At 61.8% G+C, this 23512-nt stretch carries 19 protein-coding genes; 8 read left to right on the forward strand and 11 right to left on the reverse strand.

What is annotated here, in order from left to right:
• Positions 1-6 precede the first annotated feature (6 nt).
• The 4 genes from ABSE61_RS03135 to ABSE61_RS03150 all read right to left on the reverse strand — a co-directional run bounded on the left by ABSE61_RS03135 (position 7) and on the right by ABSE61_RS03150 (position 4710).
• Entirely contained in the window at positions 7-1335 is a 1329-nt protein-coding gene (locus tag ABSE61_RS03135; RefSeq protein WP_423869658.1) for a cation:dicarboxylate symporter family transporter, read from the reverse strand.
• A gap of 124 nt (positions 1336-1459) precedes the next feature.
• Positions 1460-2626, reverse strand: coding sequence for a zinc-dependent alcohol dehydrogenase (locus ABSE61_RS03140; protein WP_423869602.1), 1167 nt, complete (start codon positions 2624-2626; stop codon positions 1460-1462).
• A gap of 23 nt (positions 2627-2649) precedes the next feature.
• Entirely contained in the window at positions 2650-3522 is an 873-nt protein-coding gene (locus tag ABSE61_RS03145) for an IclR family transcriptional regulator (RefSeq protein WP_423869603.1), read from the reverse strand.
• 447 nt (positions 3523-3969) lie between these two features.
• Positions 3970-4710 (reverse strand): crotonase/enoyl-CoA hydratase family protein, encoded by a 741-nt coding sequence (locus ABSE61_RS03150; RefSeq protein ID WP_423869604.1) that lies wholly within the window; start codon positions 4708-4710, stop codon positions 3970-3972.
• 74 nt (positions 4711-4784) lie between these two features.
• On the opposite strand from ABSE61_RS03150, the gene ABSE61_RS03155 reads away from it, so the two are divergent.
• The gene (locus ABSE61_RS03155; RefSeq protein WP_423869605.1) at positions 4785-5432 is read left to right on the forward strand and encodes a TetR/AcrR family transcriptional regulator; all 648 of its coding nucleotides are present in this window, start codon (positions 4785-4787) and stop codon (positions 5430-5432) included.
• Here ABSE61_RS03155 and ABSE61_RS03160 read toward each other — a convergent pair.
• Positions 5317-6330 (reverse strand): helix-turn-helix domain-containing protein, encoded by a 1014-nt coding sequence (locus ABSE61_RS03160; protein WP_423869606.1) that lies wholly within the window; start codon positions 6328-6330, stop codon positions 5317-5319. The genes ABSE61_RS03155 and ABSE61_RS03160 overlap by 116 nt on opposite strands.
• A gap of 243 nt (positions 6331-6573) precedes the next feature.
• Here ABSE61_RS03160 and ABSE61_RS03165 point away from each other — a divergent pair, with 243 nt between their 5' ends.
• From ABSE61_RS03165 to ABSE61_RS03175, 3 genes are all read left to right on the forward strand, one after another.
• A complete protein-coding gene (locus ABSE61_RS03165; RefSeq protein ID WP_423869607.1) occupies positions 6574-8046 on the forward strand; it encodes an aldehyde dehydrogenase family protein in 1473 nt (490 codons plus the stop codon).
• Positions 8047-8394: 348 nt separating this feature from the next.
• Positions 8395-9915 (forward strand): aldehyde dehydrogenase, encoded by a 1521-nt coding sequence (adh, locus tag ABSE61_RS03170; RefSeq protein WP_423869608.1) that lies wholly within the window; start codon positions 8395-8397, stop codon positions 9913-9915.
• A gap of 86 nt (positions 9916-10001) precedes the next feature.
• Positions 10002-10382 (forward strand): DUF779 domain-containing protein, encoded by a 381-nt coding sequence (locus ABSE61_RS03175; protein ID WP_423869609.1) that lies wholly within the window; start codon positions 10002-10004, stop codon positions 10380-10382.
• A 23-nt stretch (positions 10383-10405) separates the two neighbouring features.
• On the opposite strand, the gene ABSE61_RS03180 is transcribed toward ABSE61_RS03175, so the two are convergent.
• The 5 genes from ABSE61_RS03180 to ABSE61_RS03200 all read right to left on the reverse strand — a co-directional run bounded on the left by ABSE61_RS03180 (position 10406) and on the right by ABSE61_RS03200 (position 17178).
• Complete coding sequence (locus ABSE61_RS03180; protein WP_423869610.1) at positions 10406-10798, reverse strand: RidA family protein; 393 nt, start codon at positions 10796-10798, stop codon at positions 10406-10408.
• Between the two features lie 10 nt (positions 10799-10808).
• Entirely contained in the window at positions 10809-13157 is a 2349-nt protein-coding gene (locus ABSE61_RS03185; protein WP_423869611.1) for an acetamidase/formamidase family protein, read from the reverse strand.
• A 290-nt stretch (positions 13158-13447) separates the two neighbouring features.
• Positions 13448-14689, reverse strand: coding sequence for an acetamidase/formamidase family protein (locus ABSE61_RS03190; RefSeq protein ID WP_423869612.1), 1242 nt, complete (start codon positions 14687-14689; stop codon positions 13448-13450).
• A gap of 63 nt (positions 14690-14752) precedes the next feature.
• Positions 14753-16348, reverse strand: a complete 1596-nt coding sequence (locus tag ABSE61_RS03195) for an amino acid ABC transporter permease/ATP-binding protein (protein WP_423869613.1) — start codon at positions 16346-16348, stop codon at positions 14753-14755.
• Positions 16348-17178 carry an ABC transporter substrate-binding protein gene (locus tag ABSE61_RS03200; RefSeq protein WP_423869659.1) on the reverse strand — a complete coding sequence of 277 codons (831 nt, stop codon included), beginning with the start codon at positions 17176-17178 and terminating at the stop codon, positions 16348-16350. The genes ABSE61_RS03195 and ABSE61_RS03200 overlap by 1 nt, the downstream gene beginning before the upstream one ends.
• A 296-nt stretch (positions 17179-17474) precedes the next feature.
• On the opposite strand from ABSE61_RS03200, the gene ABSE61_RS03205 reads away from it, so the two are divergent.
• The 4 genes from ABSE61_RS03205 (at position 17475) to ABSE61_RS03220 (ending at position 22390) form a co-directional block, all read left to right on the forward strand.
• Complete coding sequence (locus tag ABSE61_RS03205) at positions 17475-18506, forward strand: ABC transporter substrate-binding protein (RefSeq protein WP_423869614.1); 1032 nt, start codon at positions 17475-17477, stop codon at positions 18504-18506.
• Positions 18507-18522: 16 nt separating this feature from the next.
• Positions 18523-19962 carry an amidohydrolase family protein gene (locus ABSE61_RS03210; protein ID WP_423869615.1) on the forward strand — a complete coding sequence of 480 codons (1440 nt, stop codon included), beginning with the start codon at positions 18523-18525 and terminating at the stop codon, positions 19960-19962.
• Between the two features lie 168 nt (positions 19963-20130).
• Entirely contained in the window at positions 20131-21537 is a 1407-nt protein-coding gene (locus tag ABSE61_RS03215; protein WP_423869616.1) for an MFS transporter, read from the forward strand.
• Positions 21538-21724: 187 nt separating this feature from the next.
• Positions 21725-22390: a GntR family transcriptional regulator gene (locus tag ABSE61_RS03220; protein ID WP_423869617.1), complete on the forward strand. Its 666-nt coding sequence runs from the start codon at positions 21725-21727 to the stop codon at positions 22388-22390.
• Here the strand turns inward: ABSE61_RS03220 and ABSE61_RS03225 are convergent, their stop codons facing one another.
• A complete protein-coding gene (locus ABSE61_RS03225) occupies positions 22391-23500 on the reverse strand; it encodes a Zn-dependent alcohol dehydrogenase (RefSeq protein ID WP_423869618.1) in 1110 nt (369 codons plus the stop codon).
• Between the last annotated feature and the right edge of the window lie 12 nt (positions 23501-23512).

The raw sequence follows: 23512 nt of genomic DNA on the forward strand, positions 1-23512 counted from the left end.
GCCACACTAGTGATCGGCGCCCGCCATGCCGGCGGTCTCGATAAATCCGGCCTGCAGTTCCGCATTTGCCGTCCGCATGTCGACGCCGCCGACCCAGCGCCCGACCACCAGCGTCGCGATGATGTTCGAGGTCAGGTTGGTTGCGGCACGGATTTGCGCCATGAAGCGGTCGGCGCCGAGCAGCAGCGCGATGCCGGCGACCGGAACCGCGTCGACCACCGGAAGCGTCGCGGCCAGCGCAATGAAGCCGCCGCCAGTCACGCCGGCCGCGCCCTTGGAAGTGAACAGCATCACGAACAGCACGCTCAGTTGGTGCCAGATCGTCAATTGAACGTTGAAGGCGTGCGCCAGAAACAGCACCGACATCGTCATGTAGATGGCCGTGCCGTCCATGTTCAGGGAAAACCCGCCGGGCATCACCAGCCCCACGACTTCCTTGGAGACGCCGAGCTTTTCCAGTTTCTGCATCGAGCGCGGCATCATGGTCTCAGCCGACGTCGCCGCGAACACGAACAGGATTTCATCCTTGAAGTAATTCAGCACGCGGCCAATACCGAAGCCGGAAAGCCTGAGAAAACTGCCAAGCACGATCAGAACAAACAGGATGCTGACGATATAGACCGACGCGACAAGCTGCCCGAGATCGAGCAAGGTCCGCAGGCCGTATTTGCCGACGGTGAAAGCCATGGCGCAAAGAGCTGCGATCGGCGCGCAGTACATGATGATCCGCACCATGCCGAATAACGCCGCCGCAGCCGCCTCCAGAAACACCACGACCGGCTTGCCACGGTCTTGAGCCATGCTAAGGCCCAGTCCAAGCAACACCGCAATGAAGAGAACCGGCATGATGTCGCCCCTGACGAAGGGTTCGACAAAGGAAGAGGGCACGATCGAGAGCAGAAAATCCGTCAAGCCGACGCTCTTGGCACCATTGGCGTAAGCTTCGACGGATTTCGGATCAAACGCAGCCGGGTCGGCATTGAGACCTCTTCCGACTTGCCAGACGTTGCCGACGGTCATCCCAATGATCAGCGCCAGCGTCGATGCCACCTCGAAATAGATCAGCGCCTTGGCCCCGACATTGGCGACGTGACGAATGTCGCGCATCTTGGCGATCCCGAGCGCGATCGTGGTGAAGATAATCGGACACACCACGACCTTGATGGCCTTCACAAAGGCATCGCCAAAAGGTTTGAGGTTTACGGAGAAGTCTGGAACGACGTAGCCCAACACCGCGCCGAGGGCGACCGCGGCGAGCACCTGCACATAGAGCTTGCGATAAAACGGCACGCTCGCCGAAGCGGTTTTGCCGCTCGCAGGATGCGACGCGGCCATCTCGGAGGACGGACGATCGATTTCGAACGCGGTCATCGATTTTACTCCGAACACCCGGCGGACAACGGATTCGGCCTTTCCGGCCGTGCCGTCATCCCCTCGCCTTTATGGATTCCGGTCCGGCCTATTCCGCGGCCACGCGATTGAGGGCGGCATGACCATGGGTCTTGACCACGACCTTGATCGCGTCCTCGATGCGCTCGCGGGCATATTTCAGCGCGGTCGGCAGATCCTCCAGCGCGAAGGTGTGGGTATGCACCTTGGTCGCATCAAAACGCTTCTGCGCCATGAACGCTTCGGCCCGGTGCGTCGCGCTCTTGCCTTCGCCGCGGATGCCGTAGACGTAAATGTTGTTACGTACGATATAGGCGATATCGACCTCAGCGGGTTTACCCGGGAAGGCAGCCAGACAGATACGGCCGCCGCGGTTGACCATGCGCGCGGCTTCGTTGACGGCTTCCGGCGCGCCGGAGCATTCGACGACGTAGTCTACGCCCTTGCCGCCGTTCAGCTTGCGCACGGCCGCAACCGGGTCTTCGTTCTTGGCGTTGATGACGTAGTCGGCGCCAAGCTCGCGTCCGATCTGAAGGCGATTGTCGCGCGTCCCGGTCAGGATCACCGGATGGGCGCCGAGCGCCTTGGCAACCGCCACGCCGAGCAATCCGATCGGACCGGGGCCCGTCACCACGACGCTCTCGCCAGCGACAAGCCCGCCCAGTTCGGTCAGCCCATACATCGCAGTGCCGGCCGTGACCACCAGCGTTGCCTCTTCGTCCGACATCTCGTCGGAGATCGCGACCAGCGTGTTGATGCTGTTGACGGCGTATTCGGCAAATCCGCCGTCGGTCGTAAAGCCGTTGGCGCGATGTCCCTTGTCGACGTCGCCGTAGTTCAGTCCGTAATTGTGGCAAGCCGTATACATGCCTTCGCGGCAGCGCTTGCACTGTCCGCATCCGGCGTGGATTTCGACGGTGACGCGCTGTCCGATCTTGTATTCGTCGACGCCCGGCCCGAGCGCCACGACCGTGCCCATATATTCGTGACCCGGCGTGAAATTCTTGTTGAAGGGCAAACCTCCCTGAATCATCGCCGGCGGACCGTGGTGGATGATTTCAAGATCAGTTGCGCAAATCGCCACCGCGTCGATGCGGACGAGAACCTCGGCGCGCTTCGGCACCGGCACCGGCTTTTTGGTCAGCGTCAGTTGATCGGGATCGCCCAGCACCCAGGCCCGCATCGTGTCTGGAATCGGAAAATCGGGCGAGGTCTTGACGTGATCAGGCTTGTACATCGTTTCACTCCTGGATGTATTTGTTATTCCGCAGCCAGGCTTTTGACTGAACTGCGCAGGATGGCGCCGGGAGCGCCGAGCTCGGCGGACAATTCATCAGCCGCGGCGATCAGGTGCACCTTGAGTTGATCGATATAGTCCGTCGTGGCGCGAAAGGCCGGCGACGACACGCTGATGGAGCCGACGACGGCACCGGCATGATCGCGAATGGCCGCGCCAAGGCAGATGACGCCGAGCCGAAATTCTTCGCGGTCGATCGAATAACCTCTCCGGCGCGTCAGCCGCAGCTCTTCCTTCAGCGCCTCGATGTCCGTAATGGTTTGCGGCGTAAACGTCGTGAGACCCTTGTCTGCCACGATCCGGTCGAGTTCGTTCGGCGGCAGCCACGCCAGAATAGCCTTGCCCGTTGCGGTCGCATGCGCGGCACCTGCGTTTCCGCCGAGGCCCGCATCGACACGGACCGCATGCCGCGACTCCCGGCGCAGGACGTGGACCAGGTTGGTATCCTGCATGATCGCAAGCTGAACGGATTCCTGGGTCTGATCATTCAGACGATCGAGATAGCTCTGCGCACGCCGGGGCAAATCGACCTGCCGCAGACAGGCGGCGCTGAGATGAAGAATACGCGATCCCAGAACATAGCTGCGGCTGTTGATGCCGCGCGAGACGTAACCCCAATTATGCAGGGTCGAAATCAGATGGTGACAGGTCGAGACGTTCAATCCGGCGGTTGCTGCGATTTCGGTCAGCTTCGCTTCGCCGCCGGCATCCGCCATGACGTCGAGAATGAGGAAGGCGCGATCAAGCGCCTGGATGCCGCCATGGTCCCTTCCCATCGGCGGACGCGCCGGCATGACGCCGCGTCTCTCATTGGCTCTTTCGGACGGCATCGACATCAGGCCCTCCCGGCAGTTGTTTTGACCAGTAGGGCCCGATCTGCCGAGCCGACGCAACTTAATTTTCACATTACGAATACAAATTTCATTAGGAGAAAATTTCCGCGATATCGCTCGCTGCCGCCATTGGCACCGGACCAAGCCGGCTCTTTATCTATCTGAGAAATATAACAAAAATCTCAACGACGAGGCAACCGGAGCCAACGCGGGTTTGCAATTGACCCTAACGGGTTCCGCGTGAGCGAGGGGTCAACCGCGGCTGTCTTTATATCTGTTCGAGACGTCCGGCTGTTCAGGCTGCTCGCCGCAGCCTCGGTGCCCCTCCGTCACAGGGGGTTTGGTGAGGTCGGTCGCAGCGATAAAGCGAGGGCTCACCGAGCGCGCTCGACGATTCTCACGTTCGCATCCACTACAGCGAGCAGGTTAGCGAATGTTAGAGTCGGACGACTAGCGCCGCAACACGACAGCCGATCGCGCTTTGCCGCTGGTCTCATAGGCTGAAATCGTCAGTTCGCGATCGATCGCGGCGCGCATGGCATCCATGGTCGCCTGCCGCAGCCGCTGCTTGGCGGTGGCGTGAGAGGCCTTGTGAATCGCGCGAAGCGCCGAGGCGACCTTGCCAAGCTCCGCTTCGACCTTCTCCGGCGGCACTACCCGATCGAGCAAGCCCGCGACCACCGCATCATCCGGCTCGAACATTTCGCCTGTCGTCACCGTGCGGCTCAGCCAGGCCGGGTGAAGGCGGCTGCGCGCGAGTTCAATCGCAAAACCCGGCGGCGAAATGCCGATCGCGACCTCGTTCAATCCCATGCGGTGGGGACCCCGCACGCCTATCCTGACGTCGCAAGCCAACAACAGAAACGTGCCCATGGGAAAGGCGTGACCTTCCATCACCCCGACGGTGGGCAGCGGGAATGACATCAGGCGCAGGGCAAGCTCGGCACCGGCCCTGACCATTTCGAGGCTTCCCTCGACATCGCCCGCGGCGAAGATTTTCAGATCGAAGCCGGCGGAGAAAATGGCGGGACGCAGCGAGCGCAGCATCACCATGTCGGCGCTCCGCTCCGCCCGATCGAGTGCCGCGCCAATGTCGGCAAGCATGTTGGCCGACATGACGTTGACTTTGCCATCATCAAGCAGAATTGAAGCCACCCCGTCCCGCTCGACATAACTCACCCGCTCCCGCATCCGCCTCTCCTGTCGTTGACGGCTTGACAGTGAAAAGCTGATGTAGACCAATCAATATAATTTGGAGACAAAAAGTGCCTGCCGTTCCCAGACATCGACAGCCGATCATCAACACCGCCGTTACGCTGTTTCGGCGGCAGGGCTATTCGCGCACAGGGCTCAATGAAATTGTCGATGTGAGCGGCGCACCGAAAGGTTCGCTCTATCACTATTTTCCGCTTGGAAAGTCCTCGATTGCGGTTGCCGCCGTCAAAGAGGCTGGCGTCCGCGTTGCCGCGACCCTCGCCAAGCTTGCGGAGGAGTGCCGCTCAACCGGCGAGCTGCTGCGACGGCATGCCGAACTGCTCTCGGGGTGGATGCGCGCCTCCGGCTTTCGCGACGGTTGTCCCATCACGACGGTTCTGCTGGAGCTCGCTCCCGGCGATCGCGATGTCGCGGAAGCCGGTCGTACGGCCTACCGAGCGCGGGTATCGATCCTGGCCGAGACGCTTGTCGCGGACGGCTTTCAAAAGTCCCGCGCCGAGGCGCTCGCCATCCTCTGCACTTCCGCCTTGCAAGGCGCGCTGATCCAGGCGCGCGTCGAACGCAGCGGACGCCCGATCGAAATCACGGCTTCCGAGCTGGCAAAGCTACTCGATGCCGCAAAAAGCCAGGACCGGCGATCCGCTGCTGCCGGTACTGGCGGGGACTTAAACCAAATGTCCGGCGAAAGGCCCGGCTGAAGCTGCTCGATTCCGAAAAGCCCCAACGGAAGGCAACAGCTGTGATGCTCTCTTCCGCCAGACTCGGATCCGCCAGTTCTCCGCGACAGTTTGCCAGGCGTTGATCGAGAATCGATTGCGCGACGCCGAGATTTTTGGCGGCACGATAAAGCTGCTGAAGGTAACCGGCGGAGATTCCGATCGAGCTGGCAACCCGTTCGACGGACAATCCCGCATCGTGTAGATTTTGCGAGATATACACATCAGCGCGCACGACATGATCTGAGATCGCAGGCCCCGCTATTTGCCGCCCTTCATCACGTCGCGTCGCGCGCATCGCCAGCGAAAGATGGCCGAGGCAGGAATTGGCTGCGGCAGCAAGGAAGCTCGGTTCGATGACCGATGCGTTGCGCTCAAGCAGTAAAAGGTTCTGACGGGCGATCGCCGTCAGTGCCTGTGCTCCCGGCAGCGTGACACCCGCCAGATCATCGCCTCTCGGCGCGATATCCCGGAACAAAAGCGCCGGCATCTTCAGGATGCTTTGCCTGAAACGCCGGGGAAACGTCACCTCATAGGGACGTGAGGTATCAAGGAAACCGATATCGCCGGGCGAGAGCTTGGTCTTTCGGGCGCCTTGTCCGACCTCGCAGACGCCCTCCTCCTGGATCATCAACAGCCAGGCGCCTTCGCTTTGATCGATCAGCTTTTTGGTCCGGGTGACAAACTGCGCATCTGCTTCAACCTGGATCAGGTCGAAGTTCGGCAGATGTGCAAGCGGGATCGATTGCGTCCGGATCGATCCGGAATACGGCTGGTCACTGACAAGCGCGGTCGCCTCGACGCCGGCGATGGTGCGGCACACGACTTCGCGCCAAAAGTCCAGACGATCGGATTCCGCAACGGAGCGAGTGCTTAGCATCCCGACAAGCCCAGCAGCAGTTCCGGGTGGGACCACTTCCATCGTACGAGACAGCGACATCGGGCACGGCCGTTCGGGTGACTGTCGTCAGCAAGTCCTTCCCAGCAAACCATATGGCTTGCTGGCTGTCATGCGTGATCTGCGTTTCGGTCAAATTTGGCCACGGTTCCTGTCAAGACGGGCCGGTTTGACTGCGAGATGATCGGGTCAGCCGAAAATCTGTGCAGCTTGAGGAGGGCCGCTGTGACCAAATCATTTGAAATGATCAACGGAACGCCGAACTACAATCTCTACATCAACGGCGAGTGGACCCGCTCGCTCCGGAATGAATCGACGGACAGCATGAACCCGGCCACGGGTGAGCTGTTCGCCCGGGTTCAACAAGCAGGCAAAGCGGAAACCGAACGCGCCATTACCGCGGCCCACGGCGCCTACAAGGCCTGGGCTGCGACGCCGGTCTCGCAACGCGAGGCGGTGTTCTTCAAGGCGGCCGACGTCCTTGCCAGCAAGGCCAACGAGATCATCGAGGTGCTCATTTCCGAATCCGGATCGATCGCCGGGAAATCCGGATTTGAGGTCGGCTACTGTTTTGACCTGTTGCGAACCGCGGCCGCGGAGATGCGGCGTTCTCCCGGCGAGACGATGCCCCTGACCTCTCCGGGACAGTTCGGCTTCACCGTGCGGCAGCCGCTTGGCGTCATTGCCGGGATCGCTCCGTTCAATGCGCCGTTCCTGCTGGCGATGAAGAAAGTCGTTATGGCGCTGGCCGCCGGCAACGGCTTCGTCCTGAAACCTTCAGAGCTCACGCCGGTCACCGGTCTTAAGATCGCCGAGGTCTTTGACGAAGCCGGACTCCCCGCGGGCCTCCTCAATGTGATCCCCGGTCCGGCCTCGGAGATCGGCGCGGCGATCTTTGCCGACCCGCGCGTGCGCATGATCACCTTCACGGGCTCGACCCATACCGGCAAACACCTTGCCGTAGAGGCCGCCAAGACACTGAAGAAATTCACGCTCGAAATGGGCGGCAAGAGCCCGCTGATCGTGCTTGGCGATGCCGACGTCGACTACGCCGTCAAGGCGGCGGCCTTCGGTATCTTCTTTCACCAGGGCCAGGTCTGCATGGCCAACTCCCGCATTCTCGTCGAGGAGCCGATCTTCGATACGTTCTGCGAACGCTTTACCCAGGTCGCCAAGAGCCTGAAAGTGGGCGATCCGCGCGAACCCGACACGGTGATCGGTCCGCTGATCCGGGGAACGCAGTGCGCCGTGATCGATGGTCATGTCGAGGACGCCGTCAGCAAGGGCGCGAAACTGCTCTGCGGCGCCACCCACAAGGACCAGTATTACTGGCCAACCGTCCTGAGCGGCATCACGCCGGAGATGCGCATCTTCAATGAGGAAAGCTTCGGTCCCGTCACGTCGATCATCAGTGTCAAAAACCACGAAGAAGCGCTCGAAATCGCCAACAACACCGATTACGGCCTTTCGGCGGGCGTCATCACCAACGACATGCAAAAGGCGCTCGACCTCGCCTTCGGACTGGAGTCGGGCATGGTCCATCTCAATGACTGTACCGTTGCCGATGAGCCTCATGTTCCGTTCGGCGGCGTCAAGAACAGTGGCTTTGGACGCGAGGGCGGTCGGTTCTCGATGGAAGAAATGACCGAGGTGAAATGGATCACCATGCAACGCGGACAACGCGGCTTCCCGATGTGATTTTCCACGCTGCGACATTTCGACCCGAACCGCTAACCGATATTGCGAGGTGATCGACGATCGCCTCGCAATTGCCGTGATGGGCCGTCGGTGCCCAGAATTCGCCGCGATGATCCGCGCAATATTTGATTGAATATAGCGTTGACGCCGGGCCGGAGCCGGGCGCAGACTGCTCTCAGGTTTCGCCCCAGATCAGTTCAACCATGTCGCGAATCCAAGCTCGCCATCGCTGCCCTCCATCGTGCATGTCCCGGTTTCCCGGGACGGTGCACGCACGGGAGTAACATCGAACCCCATCGCCATAAACGGACGCCAAAAAAAGGCGCCACCATATCAGGGAGAAATGCCATGTACCAGCAGGCTTTAGAGAAAGTCTCGAAGCAGGTTTTGATCCGCGATCGCTATGAAAATTTCATCGGCGGGAAATGGGTAGCGCCCACGGAAGGCAAATACTTCGAGAACCCGAGTCCGATCACGGGCAAGCGGCTCTGCAACATTCCGCGTTCCACGGCGGCCGACGTTGAGCTCGCGCTGGACGCCGCCCATAAAGCCAAGGACGCCTGGGGCCGCACCTCGGTGCAGGAACGCTCCCGCATCCTGAACAAGATCGCCGACAAGCTCGAATCCAATCTGGAACTTCTGGCGCTGGTGGAAACCCTCGACAACGGCAAGCCGATCCGTGAAACCACCTATGCCGACATGCCGCTGGTGGTCGATCACTGGCGCTATTTCGCCAGCGTCGTGCGCGCCCAGGAAGGCGGCATTTCCGAGATCGATCACGACACCGTCGCCTATCACTTCCATGAGCCGCTTGGCGTCGTCGGCCAGATCATTCCGTGGAACTTCCCGATCCTAATGGCGACCTGGAAGCTCGCGCCCGCCTTGGCCGCCGGCAACTGCGTCGTGCTGAAGCCGGCCGAGCAAACCCCGCTCGGCATCCTCGTCGTCATGGAATTGATTGCCGACATCCTGCCGCCCGGGGTCATCAATGTCGTCAACGGTTTCGGCATCGAGGCCGGCAAGCCTTTGGCGCAAAACAAGCGGATCGCCAAGATCGCATTCACCGGCGAGACCACGACGGGACGCATGATCATGCAATATGCGTCCGACAACATCATTCCCGTCACCCTTGAGCTCGGCGGCAAATCGCCGAACATCTTCTTTGCCGACGTAGCAGAGGCCGACGACGACTTCCTCGACAAGGCGCTGGAAGGCTTCGCCATGTTCGCGTTGAACCAGGGCGAAGTCTGCACCTGCCCAAGCCGCGTGCTGGTGCAGGAAACGATCTACGACAAGTTCATGGAGAAGGCAGTCGCCCGCACCAAGAAGATCAAACAAGGCCACCCGCTCGACCCCGAGACGATGATCGGTGCTCAGGCTTCCAACGACCAACTTGAGAAGATCCTTTCCTATCTCGATATCGGCAAGCAGGAAGGCGCCAAGGTGCTGACCGGCGGTAATCGGGCCAAGATGGAGGGCGAACTGGCCGAGGGTTATTACGTCGAGCCGACCATCTTCGAAGGCAACAACAAGATGCGCATCTTCCAGGAGGAGATTTTCGGGCCCGTGGTTTCGGTGACGAAATTCAAGGACGAGAACGATGCGCTGGCGATTGCCAACGACACGCTCTACGGACTTGGCGCCGGGGTCTGGACTCGCAACGGCACCCGCTCCTACCGGTTCGGCCGCGCGATCCAGGCCGGCCGCGTCTGGACCAATTGCTACCACGCCTATCCCGCGCATGCGGCCTTCGGCGGTTATAAGGCGTCCGGCATCGGGCGTGAGAACCACAAGATGATGCTGGACCACTATCAGCAGACCAAAAACATCCTGGTCAGCTATTCGAACAAGGCGCTCGGTTTCTTCTGAGCGGAATAGTTGCCATGACAGGCGTGGGCCCTGCCCGCGCCTGTGATGCTTGCTGTGCGGAGCTGGGAATTGTTCGGAGTCAGAGCATGGTCGACAGGGTTGAGATTACGGACAAGGCCGTCGAGATCGTCGAACGGCTGAAGGCGCAACACGGCGCGCTGATGTTCCATCAATCCGGCGGCTGCTGCGACGGCTCTGCGCCCATGTGTTATCCGGCGGGCGACTTTCGGGTCGGCCCGCAGGACGTGCACCTCGGCAAGATCGCGGATTGCGATTTTTATATCGGCGCGGCGCAGTTCGAATATTGGCAGCACACACAACTGATCATCGATGTCGTTCCCGGGCGCGGTTCTGGATTCTCCGCCGAAGCCCCGGAGGGGGTCAGGTTTTTGACCCGGAGCCGGGTCTTCACCGTTGAAGAAGTTGCAGAGCTTGAAGCGGCCGGCCCTCCAGCGCGAGCGGCGTGACGGCCGGACGAAGCATCACAAAACTACGAAGCCGTCGGCCGCTTGCAGACCAGATCGATCTCGATCAGGGCCTTGTAGGCCAGCCCGATGACGCCGACACAGGTGCGCGCCGGAAGCCGGTCGACCGGAAAATAGCTGCGATAGGTCTCGTTCATGGCCGCATAGTCGTCGTCAAAGCGCGTCAGATAGATGCGCGACATCACGACGTGTTCGAGGCCAAGCCCAATTCCGGCCAGCACGATCTTGAGGTTGGCCATCACGGCATGGGTCTGGGCAACGATACCGTCGGGCAATACACCCGGCGTTTCCGGACGATCCGGCATCTGGCCGGTGACAAAAACGAAGCCGTCGGTTTCGACCGCATGGCTGAACGGCGCGACCGGCTTCGGGCCGCCGGCAATCATGTGAAATTTCAAGGTGGATTCCCTATTTGGTGAGACGCGGTGCGTCGTCGAATATGCTCTTGCGCAAGACGGCGTGCACGCCCCAATTTCCGTCGACGACCTGCGTGACGCCGAAATCGATGGCCGCCGACATCAGCGCAATCGCCTCGTCCTCGCTCAGTCCTTTGATGTTGATCAAAAAGCGGCGCATCTTGCGGAACGCGTCCTTCATCGCAAGGTCGAGCGACGATTTGGCGTAAACTTCGCTTTGGCCTTGGGTGCCGAACTCGGCCAGGTAGTTGGGGTGGCTGAATCCGGTCAACACCCATTCGGTCTCGGTCTCGATCAACGGGTACGTCAGGTCGGCAAACGGACGGCCCTCCAATTGACCCTTCTTGTGCAGGACCACCTGAAACGTGCCGGTCATCGAGCATTCTATGGCCGTGCCGCTGATCTCGCCGTCACCTTGCGCGGCATGGGGATCGCCGACCGACAACAGCGCGCCGGGCACCGACACCGGCAGATAGATCGTCGAGCCCTTGCCGAGCCGCCAGTTGTCGAGATTGCCGCCGAAATAAGAAGGCGGCACGGAATCGACGAAATCGGCCTCGCGCGGAGCGAGCGCGATCACGCCGAAATGCGGACGCAAGGGAATACGGATGCCGTCAAGGACGTCGTGCCGTTTCTTGACGCTGCGCGGCGGCACCGGCACGCCGGGATAATCGTAAGTGTGATGGACGACGCCGAACGGATCGGTCTGCGGTTCCCAGCGATAGGAATAGATCCCGCGCGCATGCGGCCCCGATGCATCGTCGAGGATCTCGTAGATCGTCACCACCTCGCGCGGTTTCGGCTCGGCGAGGAATTCATCGTAGTGATAGCCCCACCACGCCGCCACGCTGGAGCCGAACACCCGCCCCTCATACTCGGCGCTTTGGCTCGGACGCGGCACGATGTCGAGAATGCGCACCTCCAGCACATCGCCGGGCTGGGCGTCCTTGACGGCGACGGGGCCGGTGCAGATGTGCACCCCAAACCCCTCGCCGGCGCCGCGGCCAAACACCGAGGCATCCATCGGGCCGGCCCCGCGCCGATCCACCGTCTTGCCCTCGCGTGTCCAGCGAAACAGTTCCTCGGCCGCCGCGTCGCCCGCGATCATGCGTTCGGCATCGTCGGAGGCATGTTGGGTCATGGTTTCGATCGTGATGGTGTCGCCGGAACGAATCTCGGCCTGCGGCTTGAGCGACCGGCTGAAGAACCCCCAATGAACGCGCTCGGCCGCGATCTCGAGGTGATGATGGGCAGGTTCAGTCGCGAGATCGGTTTCATCATTGGCGGCGGGAGGCGCGGCGATCTGGGCAGAAACGGTGACGGTCCGCTGCTGTCGAAGCTGGGCGAGTGCGTCCTGCGGCCAGCCGCGTTGGCCGGTCACTGTCGTCGAGGTCGCGACGCGTTCGGCCTCCTGCTGGCGGAATTCGCGCGGCGAGAGACCAAACCGGGCGCGGAAGGTGCGGCTGAAATGAGCGGAATCGCCGAAGCCGTAGCGGTAGGCGATTTCGGAAATCGTATGATGGCCTTCCGCCGGATTGGCGAGGTCGGCCCAGGCGCGCTGCAACCGCCGCTCACGGACGTAATGGCTGAAATTGTCGCTAACCCCCTCGAACAGTTTTTGCAGGTATCGTTCGGAAATTCCTTCGCTTTGCGCCACGAGCGCCGGCGCCAAGTCGGGATCCTCCAGCCTGCGTTCGATGGTCTGGTAGATGCGGTTCATGATCGCGGCTTTGGTCGAACTGCCGCCGTCGCACACCGGCGCCGCCATTTGCAGGGTCAGCGTGAAAAGCAGATCGGCGAGGCCCTGCGCCACCACGTCCCATTCGAGATCGGACAGCGCGTCGAGCGACTGCACGGCCGACGCAAGCGCGCGGGCAACGACCCCGGCAAAGCCTTGCGGCGCCATCGCCCGCGGTTCGATCCAGCCGACAGCGCCGGTCTTGCGGCCATGGAAGGCCTCGCCCGTGACATAAAGTCCGATCGCGCGCAGGTCGCGCTGGAAGAACAAGGTCCAGTCGCCATTCGGCGGCAGCACCAAAAGATGTCCGGCCGGAACGATCTGGTGGCCGCCATTGTGCAGCACGACGCCGTCTTCGGTCGGCAACAAAGCGATGGGGAGCGCGTCATCGCCCGCGCCGGACAACGGCGCGATACCTTGCGGGCCAGCCGCGAGCTTGACCAGCGTGATGCCCTTGGCGCTTCGGCGCAAAGCGGTGGCATGTCCGGCGTAGAAGGTCGGGTTCGACAGCGGTTGCAGCCCGGCCGTGCTCAAAACATCGCGCCACGCGTCCAGCCGATCGTGCTCGGCATACGATTCACTCGTAAACGGACGAAAACCCATGCGCCAACCCACACCGCAACGCTCAATCGAAGCAACCTCCGTGCCATCAGCGCCAGTGCGGCGAATTTGAAGTTCCTATCAGTTTTGGAGGCAAGTTCTTCATAGGAACTTCAAATTCAAAGCCGCACTAGAATCATATGGTTGCTAGGGCTCCCTTGATTCCGAAGTTCGCATTAGAGGCCGCCGCGAATGTTTGCGAACTTCGGAATCGGAACTCTAGTTCGCCCGACCCGTGACAGACGTTGCAGTAAAATCTCATCGATGGCTATTTTTCGTTGTCTGTCAGCTCCTTAGTCGCATCTGAAGACGTTTTTTCTGATCGTGCCATGGACCCCCCAATTGGCGTCAACCACCTGGGTGACCCCAAAATCGGCGCCGACCGACATCAACGAGATCGCCTCGTCCTCGCTTAGCTTGTGCACGGTCATCAGGAAGCGCCGCAATTTGCGGAACGCGTCGCGCATCGCCCGGTCCAGGCTCGAATGGTTGGCGATCTCGGTTTGGGCGCCCGCGCCAAGCTCCGCCAGATAATTCGGGTAGGTAAAACCGTAGACCGACCAGGCCTGCTCATTCTCCAGCATGGGATGCGAAAGACCCTCCAGCGCGGTGCCGGCCAGATCGTTCTTCTTGTGCAGGATGAATTCGAAGTCGCCGGTGAGCGAGGTCTCGATCGCGGTGCCGCCGAGTTCGCTGTCGCCCTGGGCGGCATGGGGGTCGCCGACCGAAAAGAACGCGCCGGGAACCGCGACCGGATAATACATCCGCGCACCCTTGCCGATCCGCCAGTCGTCGATATTGCCGCCGGTATAATTCGGTGGAATCGAGCTGACGAAATCCTGCTCGGATGGCGCGAGCCCCATGGTCCCGAAATGCAGCCGCGCCGGCACCTTGACGCCGGTCAGGATGTTGTCGCGCTTGCGGATGGTGGCGTGATCGACCCGCACCCCGGGGTAATCGATCGTCGCATGCACGATGCCGTCGGGATCGGTTTGCGGGGTCCAGACATAGTTATAGACAGCCTTGGCAAACGGCTCGCCTGATGTGTCGAGTTCGAAAATCGTCACCACTTCGCGTGGCTTCGGCTCCTCGATCAGGTCGTGATAGTGAAAGCCCCAATTGGCGGCCGCATTGGAGCCGAAGCACTTGCCGGCGTAACAGGCCTTGCAGGCCGGCCGTGGCCGGATGTCGAGGATCCGCACCTCCAGAATGTCGCCGGGCTCGGCATTTTCGACCGCGACCGGGCCGGTCAGGAGGTGGACGCCAACGCCCTCGCCTGCCCCGCGGATGAACGGGCCCTCGGTCGGGCCCGACCCGCGACGCGCCATGGTCTTCTGTTCCCTCGTCCAGTGGAAGACGGCTTCGGCGCCTAGATCATCGGCAATCATGCGCTCATAATCATCATTGGCATGGTGCGTTAGCGTCTCGATGGTCGCCCGATCGCCGGATTTTAGCGTCAGGGACGGCGCGACCTTCTTGCTGAAATAGCCCCAGTGCATGGTCTTGGGCGATACCGGGAGCAGATGGTGTTTCATGCTGTAGACCTCAGGCGACGGCTGGAGTTTTCAGGAACGACGGCAGGCGAACGGACGACATCATCATTCCTCCGCCGCCATGGCGCTGAGGAAGCGCTGCGCCACCAGCGTTTTCGGATTGGTCAACACCTCCCGCGCCGGCCCCTCCTCGACGATGGAGCCGCCCGACAACAAGAGGACGCGGTCGGCCACCTCTTCGGCGAAGCGCAACTGATGCGTCGAAATGATCATGGTGAGCCCGTCCTCGATCGCGAGCCGCCGGATCACCTCGAGAACCTCGTTGACGAGTTCGGGATCGAGCGCCGACGTCGGCTCGTCGAGCAGCAGCACGCTCGGATTGGGTGCAATCGCGCGCGCGATGGCGACGCGCTGTTGCTGGCCGCCAGACAGATGACGCGGCAGCGCGTCGGCACGCTGGGTGAGGCCGACGCGCTCCAATAACTCGCTGGCGCGCCGATCGGCGTCGGTGCGGCCCCAGCCGTGCACCCAACGCAACGGCCCCGCAATATTCTCTTTGGCCGACAGATGCCCGAACAGGTTGAATTGCTGGAACACCATACCGACGCCGACTTCGGCGCGTTCGTTGGCGAGCGAGCGCGGCGATAGCGGCTTGCCGTTGTCGCCGAAGCCGAGACGCCGGCCGCCGACCTTGATCGTCCCAGCGTCCCAGCCTTCGAGATGATTGATACAGCGAAGCAGCGTGCTCTTGCCGGAACCGGAGGGGCCGAGCAGCGCGATCACCTCGCCGATCCGCACCGTCAGATCGACGCCGGCAAGGACGGCCTGCTTGTCATAGCGCTTGCGCAAGCCTTCCACATCGACGGCGACGTTGTTGCGGCGAAGCATCTCCGCCCGCTTGGCGTGGTCGACCAGCTCTAACTTCGGCCGTGGCGGCGGCAATTCGGCGACGCCTGCGTCCTTGATCGCCTCCGGCGAGACTTCGAGCGGCTCATCGAGCGGCTGAAAGCGATACCAGGGCAACAACCGCAGCAGACGCCGGTTCGAGGATTTGCGGTCGAGATCAAGCCAGGCCTCGACGACCAACTGAATCACAGCGACCGCGCCGGTCAGGCACAGATAGATCAGGCCGGACGCAAAGAAGATCGAGAAGAAATCGAACGTCGAGGATGCCAGCTGCGTCGAGCGCAGCGTCAACTCCTGCACGGCGATCACGGAAGCCAGCGACGAGTTCTTCAGCGCGCTGACGGCTTCGGCACCAAACGCCGGAATCATCGCGCGGATCGCCTGCGGCGCGATGATGCGGTTCATCAGCACGCCGGGCGTCATGCCAAGGGCTTGCCCCGCCAGGATTTGCCCGCGATCGACGCCGAGCACGCCGGCGCGCAGGATTTCGGAAATAAAAGGCGCCTCATTGGCGGCGAGCGCGGTGCCGGCCGCCAGGATCGCCGGCAGCTTGATGCCGATATGCGGCAAGGCGTCGTAGACAAACACCATTTGCAGGATCAGCGGCGTGCCGCGGAAGATCACGCTGTAACCGCGCGCCAAGCCTGCGAGCACGCCGAAGCGGCTCAATTGCATGGCCGCCAGGATTACTCCCATCATCAGCCCGCCGATCAGGCCGAGGCCGGTCACCTGCAAGGTGACCGCGATACCCTCGAGCAGATACGGCAGGCTGAGGTAATGGAGGAATAACGCCATTACTTGACCGTGAGCAGGCCTGGCTCCTTCAGGTTAGCCGGATCAAGCTCCCACTTCTTAAGAAGTGCGGCCTGGTCGCCCGACTTGTAGATTTCGTTCATCGCCGCCATCACGGCCTCGCGGAACTTCGGCTTGTCCTTCGGTACGGCAATGCCGACGGAATAAGGGATCGTCACCGCAACGGCCTTCTCCAGCTTGCCCGGATTGGCCTTGACCGCCTGATCGACCGTATTGACGTCGTTGACATAGGTGTCGGCGCGGCCGGCGAGGATCGCCTGGATGCAGTTGGCGTTGTTGTCATAGAGCTGCAACGTAGGCTCCGGCTTGCCGGCTTCCTTGCACTTCGGGCCCATATCCTGGACCAGCGGAACCTCGACGAAGCCGGTATTTTCCGCAGCCGCCGCGCCGCACAGCGACAGGTTGATGCCGTCGATCTTCTTCGGGTTGCCCTTGGCCACCAGCACGCCGTCAAACACCTTGGAATAGGTGATGAAGTCGGCCGCCTTGGCGCGCTCTTCGGTCGCATAGATGTCCGAAATGACAATATCGGCCTGGCCACTCGCCAGCGTCGTCAGTAGTGCGGCGAAGGTCACGGCCTTGTAGGTCACCTTGAAGCCGAGGCATTCGCCGATCTCTTCGCCGAGATCGATGTCGAAGCCGACATACTTGTTGGGATCTTTCGGATCGATCGCTTCATAGCCCGGCGTATGCGGATTGATCGCATTGACCAGAGTCTTGCCTTTCCAGTCCGGAAACTTTTCCTGCAAGCCGGCACAGGCGGAGGGCGCCGCCTTGGCGGTCACCGGCGCGAGAAGACCGGCCAGGACCATGGCGCCGAGTACGACGCTGCGCGAGCCCGCGACATGCAGGCGCCGCTTGAGTTCTTCCATGAACAATCGCTTTCGCATCTTCTTCTCCTTCGACACTGTCATGGCCACGCCATGATCCAATTTCGAGAGCGAAGCGTAGTGGCGGAGTTCCCGGTCTGGCTTGTCTTGGGACGCACAAAAAATTGGATAAGCGCGTGCTATAAAACGGGCATGCCCTGCAACTAATTTAATCACTCGCGTCAGCAGCGGCGGGTTACTTCATCTGCTAGCCCGAACCCGAGAAGACAGAGCGCAAGATGAACAAGTGGCTAGCCGCAGCAGTGATGGCATTGATTTTGGCTACGGCGCCCGCGCAGGCCGAGGCGCCCGCAACCAAAATCAGGTTCACGCTCGACTGGAAGATCCAGGGCCTTCACGCCTGGTTCTACTGGGCCAAGGCGAAGGGCTACTTCAGGGCGGAAAATCTCGACGTCAGCATCGATCAGGGCGAAGGCGCGGCGGCAACAGTAACCCGCATCCTGTCCGGCGCCTACGATGCCGGTTTCGGCGACATCAATGCGATCATCCAGAACGCGGCGACACGACCTGCCGAGGCGCCGATCATGGTCTACATGATCTACAGCAAGGCGCCTTTCGCGCTGCTCACCAAGGCGAGCGGACCTCTGAAGTCCCTGAAAGACTTGCCCGGCACAAAAATCGGCGCGCCCGCGGGCGCCGCGGCGCTCAGGTTGTTGCCCGTGCTCGCCAAGAACAACCAGATCGACTATGCGAGCCTCACGATCACCCAGGTCGCGCCGAACCTTCAGGAACAGATATTGCTGCAAGGCCAGGTGGACTCGGTCGCGGTATTCAGCGCCACCAGCTATATGAACCTGGTGTCGCTCAAGCTCGATCCGGACAAGGACTTTCGCTGGTTCTTCTATGCCGATCACGGCATCGATCTTTATTCGAACGGCGTCATGGTCTCGCCGAAACTCGCACACGAGAAGCCTGAAGTGGTCAAAGGCCTGTTGCGAGCGATCAACCGCGCCATCCGCGAGACCATCAATGATCCGCAGGCGGCGATCGATCTTCTGGCGACGGAAGAGCCGCTGCTCAAGAAGGATATCGAGCTGCGCCGTCTATTGTATGTCTGGGGATCGCTGATCGACACGCCCGAGGCGCAACGGCTGGGAATTGGCGATGTCGACGATGTCAGATTGAGATCCTCGATCGACATCATTTCCGCGTCTTTCGAACTGCCTCGACAGCCGGAGGCCTCACAGGTTTTCGATCGCAGCTTCCTACCGCCCAAGGCCGACCGACCTGTTCCGGCCATCAATCACTGACAAACGGGACTTGAAGATGCGCGCAATTAACTGCACCCATTTGCTCACTGGCGCCGGCGTTGCGAATAACCAAACCATCGAGATCGATGGCGAACGCATCAGCGCACTCCACGCCTCGGCTATGGCACCGAAGCCTCGCATCCTGGCAATGCCGGCCCTCGTCAACGCCCATGATCATGGCCGCGCGGTTCGCACCAGTTCGATCGGCGCCAGCGGCAAGCCGCTGGAAGCCTGGCTGCAATACCTGGCGTTGTTTCCCGCCGTCGATCCCTATCTCGCTGCCGCAGTCTGCCTCGGCAACAGCGCGCTCGGCGGCGCCGGCGTCGTCATGATGCACTACACGCGCGCGCAGGGTTTTACCGATTTGCCGACCGAAGTTATCGAAGTGGCGCGCGCGGCACGCGATGTCGGCGTGCGGGTCGGATTTGCAGTTTCGATGAAGGACCGCAATCCGATCGGCTACGGGCCGCCCGAACCGCTGCTCGATGCGCTTCCAAAAGATGCACGAGAGGAAATCGTCGGCCGCTTTGTCCGTCCGCCGCTGGCGCCAAAAGACTACATCAAGCTCGTGGAAGATGTCGCCGCGGCCGCCGACGGTCCAACCTTCAACGTGCAATATGGACCGAACGGCGTGCAATGGTGCAGCGATGCGCTGCTGGAAGCGATTGCCGAAGCTTCACACCTGTCCGGCCGGCGCATCCACATGCATCTGTTCGAAACGCGCTATCAGCGCGGCTATCTCGACCAGCTCTATGGCGGCGACGCCGTCAAATTTCTCGACCGTATCGGGCTGCTCTCGCCTCGTCTGACCTTGGCGCATTGCGTATGGGCGCGGCCGGACGAACTGGAACTGCTGGCGGCGCGCGGCGTCACCATCTCCACCAATTCGAGCTCGAATTTGAAGCTACGTTCGGGGGTGGCACCGGTTGCAAAGATGCTCGGTTGCGGTTGCCGCGTGGCGATGGGAATTGATGGCGGCGCGCTCGATGACGATGACGACATGTTGCGCGAGCTTCGCCTCACCCATCTGTTGCATCTCGGTTCAGGGTTCACGACGAAAGTAAACGAGAACGACATGCTGTCCGCTGCTTCGAAAACCGGGCGCCTGTCGGTCACCAATTCGGCCGAGGGCGGCCTCATCCAGGCGGGCGCGCCGGCCGATCTGTTGCTGCTGGACTATGACGCGCTCGATGACGACGCCCTTCGCGACGATCTCGATCCGGTGAATCTTGTGTTCTCACGGGCTACCGCGCGTCACATGTGCGAACTCATCGTCGCCGGACGCACCGTCGTGCAAGACGGCCGCGTGCTCGGCATCGATCTCGAATCCGCCCGCAAGGAGGTCATGCTCCGCATGCGGGCGGGCCAGCCGGCGATGGCATCGTTTGCGGCCGCGCTGTCGCATCTTGACCGCGCCATGGCTGAGCACATGGAGCGGCAATTCAGCTGCACGTGAAGCGCTTCCCGCGTCGCAACCGGGCGCGCGCCATAGCCGCCGAGAACCTCGAAACTTCGATCGGATTCAAAGGCTGCATCGCTGCGGCAGCCCGGCCGGCTGGGCCTCCTTGTAGAAATGTCACTAATATGTCAGACATATGCAAAAATGATATTCAGGGAGGGTTTCATGAGCACTTTGACCACCGGCAGCTCGATCGAGTTTCCACGTTCGGCGGCCGATAGCGCCGCCGCCGCGACACAGACCGCCGCGATCGCGGCGCGGCTCGAACGGCTGCCGATGACGTCCTATCAGCGCGGTCTGTTTGCTATTATCGCGACCGCCTGGTTCTTCGACAGCATGGATCTCGGCGCGCTGACCTTCGTGCTCGGTCCGATCCGCCAGAGTTTTGGGCTCTCGGCTTCCGAAACTGGCCTCCTCTCCAGCATGAGCTTTCTCGGGATGTTTTTAGGCGCCGCGTCGGCGGGCCTGCTCGCCGATCGCTTCGGCCGCACGCGGGTGTTTCAGGTCAGCATGATCTTCTGGGGTCTGGGTAGCATCCTCTGCGGCCTGTCGCCGACCGTGCAGATGCTGGCCGGCGCCCGCATCCTGCTCGGTTTCGGCATGGGCATGGAATTTCCGGTCGCGCAATCGATGGTCTCGGAGATGATCCCGGCCGGGCAGCGCGGCAGATATATCGCGTTATTGGAAGGTTTCTGGCCGCTCGGTTTCGTCGCATCGGGCCTGCTCTGTTTTGCGGTGCTGTCCTTTGCCGATTGGCATTGGGTCTTCATCCTGCAAGGCATCCCCGCGATCTTCGTTCTGATCGTGCGCCGTTATGTGCCGGAATCGCCGCGATGGCTGGCAAGCCATGGCGATGCCGCCGGCGCCGAGCGCGTGATGTCGGAGATCGAAGCTAACGTCTCGCAGCGATTGAACGGCGCGACGCTGCCGGCCCCGCAGCCGGAACAGGTCGAGCCGCGCACGTCGCAAGGATTGTCGACACTTTTTTCGGCCGGTTATGGCCGCCGGACCGTGATGCTGTGGTGCCTATGGTTCTTCGCGCTGCTTGGGTTCTACGGTCTCACGACCTGGCTCGGCGCGCTGCTGCAGGCCAAGGGTTTCCCGGTCACCAAATCGGTCTATTACACGATCCTGATTTCGCTGGCCGGCATTCCCGGCTTTTTGACCGCGGCCTGGATGATCGAGGCTCTCGGCCGCAAGCCGACCTTGATCGCGACTCTCTTGGGCGCTGCGATCTCCAGCTACTTCTACGGTGGCGCCACCGATCAGACCCAGTTGATCGTCGCGGGGCTTTGCATGCAGTTCTGCGCCTTTGGCATGTGGTCGGCGCTCTATGCCTATACGCCCGAGCTGTATCCTACGCATGTGCGGGCCACCGGCACCGGCTTTGCGTCGGCGGTGGGGCGGATCGGTTCGCTGATCGGGCCTTCGGTGATCGGCTTCATTCTGCCGACCGCCGGACAATCCGGCGTGTTCGCGCTCGGCGCCGGTGCTTTCACGCTCGCCGCCCTCGTGGTGCTGGTGCTCGGCGAAGAAACCAAAGGCCGCACCCTCGAGAGCATCTCGCATTGAGACAAGCGATCGTTAACGCGAATTGCGGCCACATGGATTGACCTTGTGTCCGCCTGTGAAATATCCATCCCTCGCGAGTGGAGAGGGAGAATTCAGATCAATGGCCGTGCAGAGACTAGCCGGGCGGACGCGCGCAAAACCTGCGGCGTCCAGGGACTCATCCAAGCCTTCGAAGGCGGAGAGCCAGATGGCCGATTCCGATCGCGAGGCAGACGATCAGGAAACCCTGACCGACCGTGCCTATCGGCTGGTCGAGGAATTGATCGTCACGCTGGCGCTGCCGCCGGAAACGATTCTGTCGGAGCAATCGCTTGCCGCGCGACTGGGAATCGGACGAACCCCGATCCGCGAAGCCTTGCAGCGGCTCGCGCGCGACGGTCTCGTCGTGATCCTGCCGCGGCGGGGCATTCTGGTATCGCAGATCAACCTGAAGACCCAGATGCGGCTGCTCGAAGTACGCCGCGAACTCGAACGGCTGATGGCGAAAGGCGCAGCCGAGCGCGCCGCGCCGGAGGAGAGTGCCTGGTTCGCTACGATCGCCCGCGAGATGCGCCGCGCTTCCGACGCGAGCGACGACATGACGTTCATGCGGCTCGACCGCCAGTTCAATGAGCTCGTCAGCCAGACCGCGCGCAACGAATTCGCCTCGCGCGCGATGGGCCTGATGCACGGCCTGTCCCGCCGCTTCTGGTATCAGCACTATCGCGAATCCGGCGACTTGCCATTGTCGGCGCGCCTGCATGCCGAAGTCGCCGAAGCGATCGCCAAACGCGACGGGGAAGCCGCCGCGAAAGCGTCCGATCGCCTGCTCGACTATATCGAGAGCTTTACGCGTAAGACGATCGAGGTGTGATTAGAACACCACCACGCTGCGGATCGCCTCGCCGCGCTTGAGCGCCGCGAAACCTTCATTGACCTGTTCGAGCGAAATGCGCGCGGTGATGAGGTCGCCCAGATTCAATCGACCATCGAGCGCGGCCCGTGCCAGCATCGGAAAGTCGCGCAAGGGGCGCGCGCCACCATAACTCGACCGCCGGATGCGCTTTTCCTGCATGAGGGATCCCCAGCGGAACGCGACATCTTCGGCGACGTCCATCTTGCCGAGCCAGATCACTTCGCCGCCTGGCCGCACCGCCTCGCTCGTCAGCCGAAAGGCGCGTGGGCTGCCGGCTGCTTCCAGCACCACATCGGCGCCGCGGCCGCTGGTCAGCCGCCGCGTGGCTTCGATTACGTCTTCATTTGCGGCATTGATGGCATGGGTCGCGCCGAGCTTGCGGGCAAGACGCAGCTTGTCGTCGGCGAGATCAACCGCAATCACGGTCTCCGCACCGGCCATGCGCGCGCCCTGCACGGCCGCCAGGCCCACCGCGCCGCAACCGATCACCATCACGGCGTCACCATAGTTGATCGAGGCAATATTCAACGCGGCGCCGACGCCGGTCATCACGCCGCAACCGATCAGGCACGCCTGATCGAACGGCAACTCCTTCGGCACCACGATAGCTTGCTGCGCCGGCACGATGCAATATTCGGCGAGCGCGCCGAGATACATCAGGTGTTTCAGTTCGCGTCCGTCGCGCAGGCGCGCCCGGCTTTGACCGTCGAACTGCACGGCGAGCGGCGCCTGATCGAGATAGCTTTCACAGAGCATCGGCAAATCGCGATCGCAATAGAAGCAATGCCCGCAATGCGGATTCCACGACAGCACGACATGGTCGCCAACCGCGACACCACGAGCTTCTCGCCCGACCTGCTCGACGATTCCAGCAGCCTCATGGCCGAGGATGATCGGCATCGGATTGCGCAACGAGCCTTCGATCACCTCCAGATCGGTGTGGCAAAGGCCGGCCGCCTTGACCCGGACCAGCACATCGCCAGGCGCAAGATCCGCGGCTTCCACCGTTTCAATCGCAAGCGGCGATTTCGGCCCGTGAAGAACGGCAGCCTTGTAGGTGAGAGGCACTGGAAAACTTTC

Origin of the sequence: Bradyrhizobium sp. (assembly GCF_049519115.1) — a bacterium.
Classification (GTDB): domain Bacteria; phylum Pseudomonadota; class Alphaproteobacteria; order Rhizobiales; family Xanthobacteraceae; genus Bradyrhizobium.

Coding starts and splice junctions, on each gene's coding strand:
- ABSE61_RS03205 (WP_423869614.1), top strand. CDS start 17,475: ATGAACAAGTGGCTAGCCGCAGCAGTGATGGCATTGATTTTGGCTACG.
- ABSE61_RS03160 (WP_423869606.1), bottom strand. CDS start 6,330: ATGCTAAGCACTCGCTCCGTTGCGGAATCCGATCGTCTGGACTTTTGG.
- ABSE61_RS03135 (WP_423869658.1), bottom strand. CDS start 1,335: ATGGCCGCGTCGCATCCTGCGAGCGGCAAAACCGCTTCGGCGAGCGTG.
- ABSE61_RS03215 (WP_423869616.1), top strand. CDS start 20,131: ATGAGCACTTTGACCACCGGCAGCTCGATCGAGTTTCCACGTTCGGCG.
- adh (WP_423869608.1), top strand. CDS start 8,395: ATGTACCAGCAGGCTTTAGAGAAAGTCTCGAAGCAGGTTTTGATCCGC.
- ABSE61_RS03195 (WP_423869613.1), bottom strand. CDS start 16,348: ATGGCGTTATTCCTCCATTACCTCAGCCTGCCGTATCTGCTCGAGGGT.
- ABSE61_RS03175 (WP_423869609.1), top strand. CDS start 10,002: ATGGTCGACAGGGTTGAGATTACGGACAAGGCCGTCGAGATCGTCGAA.
- ABSE61_RS03210 (WP_423869615.1), top strand. CDS start 18,523: ATGCGCGCAATTAACTGCACCCATTTGCTCACTGGCGCCGGCGTTGCG.
- ABSE61_RS03145 (WP_423869603.1), bottom strand. CDS start 3,522: ATGTCGATGCCGTCCGAAAGAGCCAATGAGAGACGCGGCGTCATGCCG.
- ABSE61_RS03200 (WP_423869659.1), bottom strand. CDS start 17,178: ATGGTCCTGGCCGGTCTTCTCGCGCCGGTGACCGCCAAGGCGGCGCCC.
- ABSE61_RS03150 (WP_423869604.1), bottom strand. CDS start 4,710: ATGCGGGAGCGGGTGAGTTATGTCGAGCGGGACGGGGTGGCTTCAATT.
- ABSE61_RS03190 (WP_423869612.1), bottom strand. CDS start 14,689: ATGAAACACCATCTGCTCCCGGTATCGCCCAAGACCATGCACTGGGGC.
- ABSE61_RS03185 (WP_423869611.1), bottom strand. CDS start 13,157: ATGGGTTTTCGTCCGTTTACGAGTGAATCGTATGCCGAGCACGATCGG.
- ABSE61_RS03140 (WP_423869602.1), bottom strand. CDS start 2,626: ATGTACAAGCCTGATCACGTCAAGACCTCGCCCGATTTTCCGATTCCA.
- ABSE61_RS03220 (WP_423869617.1), top strand. CDS start 21,725: ATGGCCGATTCCGATCGCGAGGCAGACGATCAGGAAACCCTGACCGAC.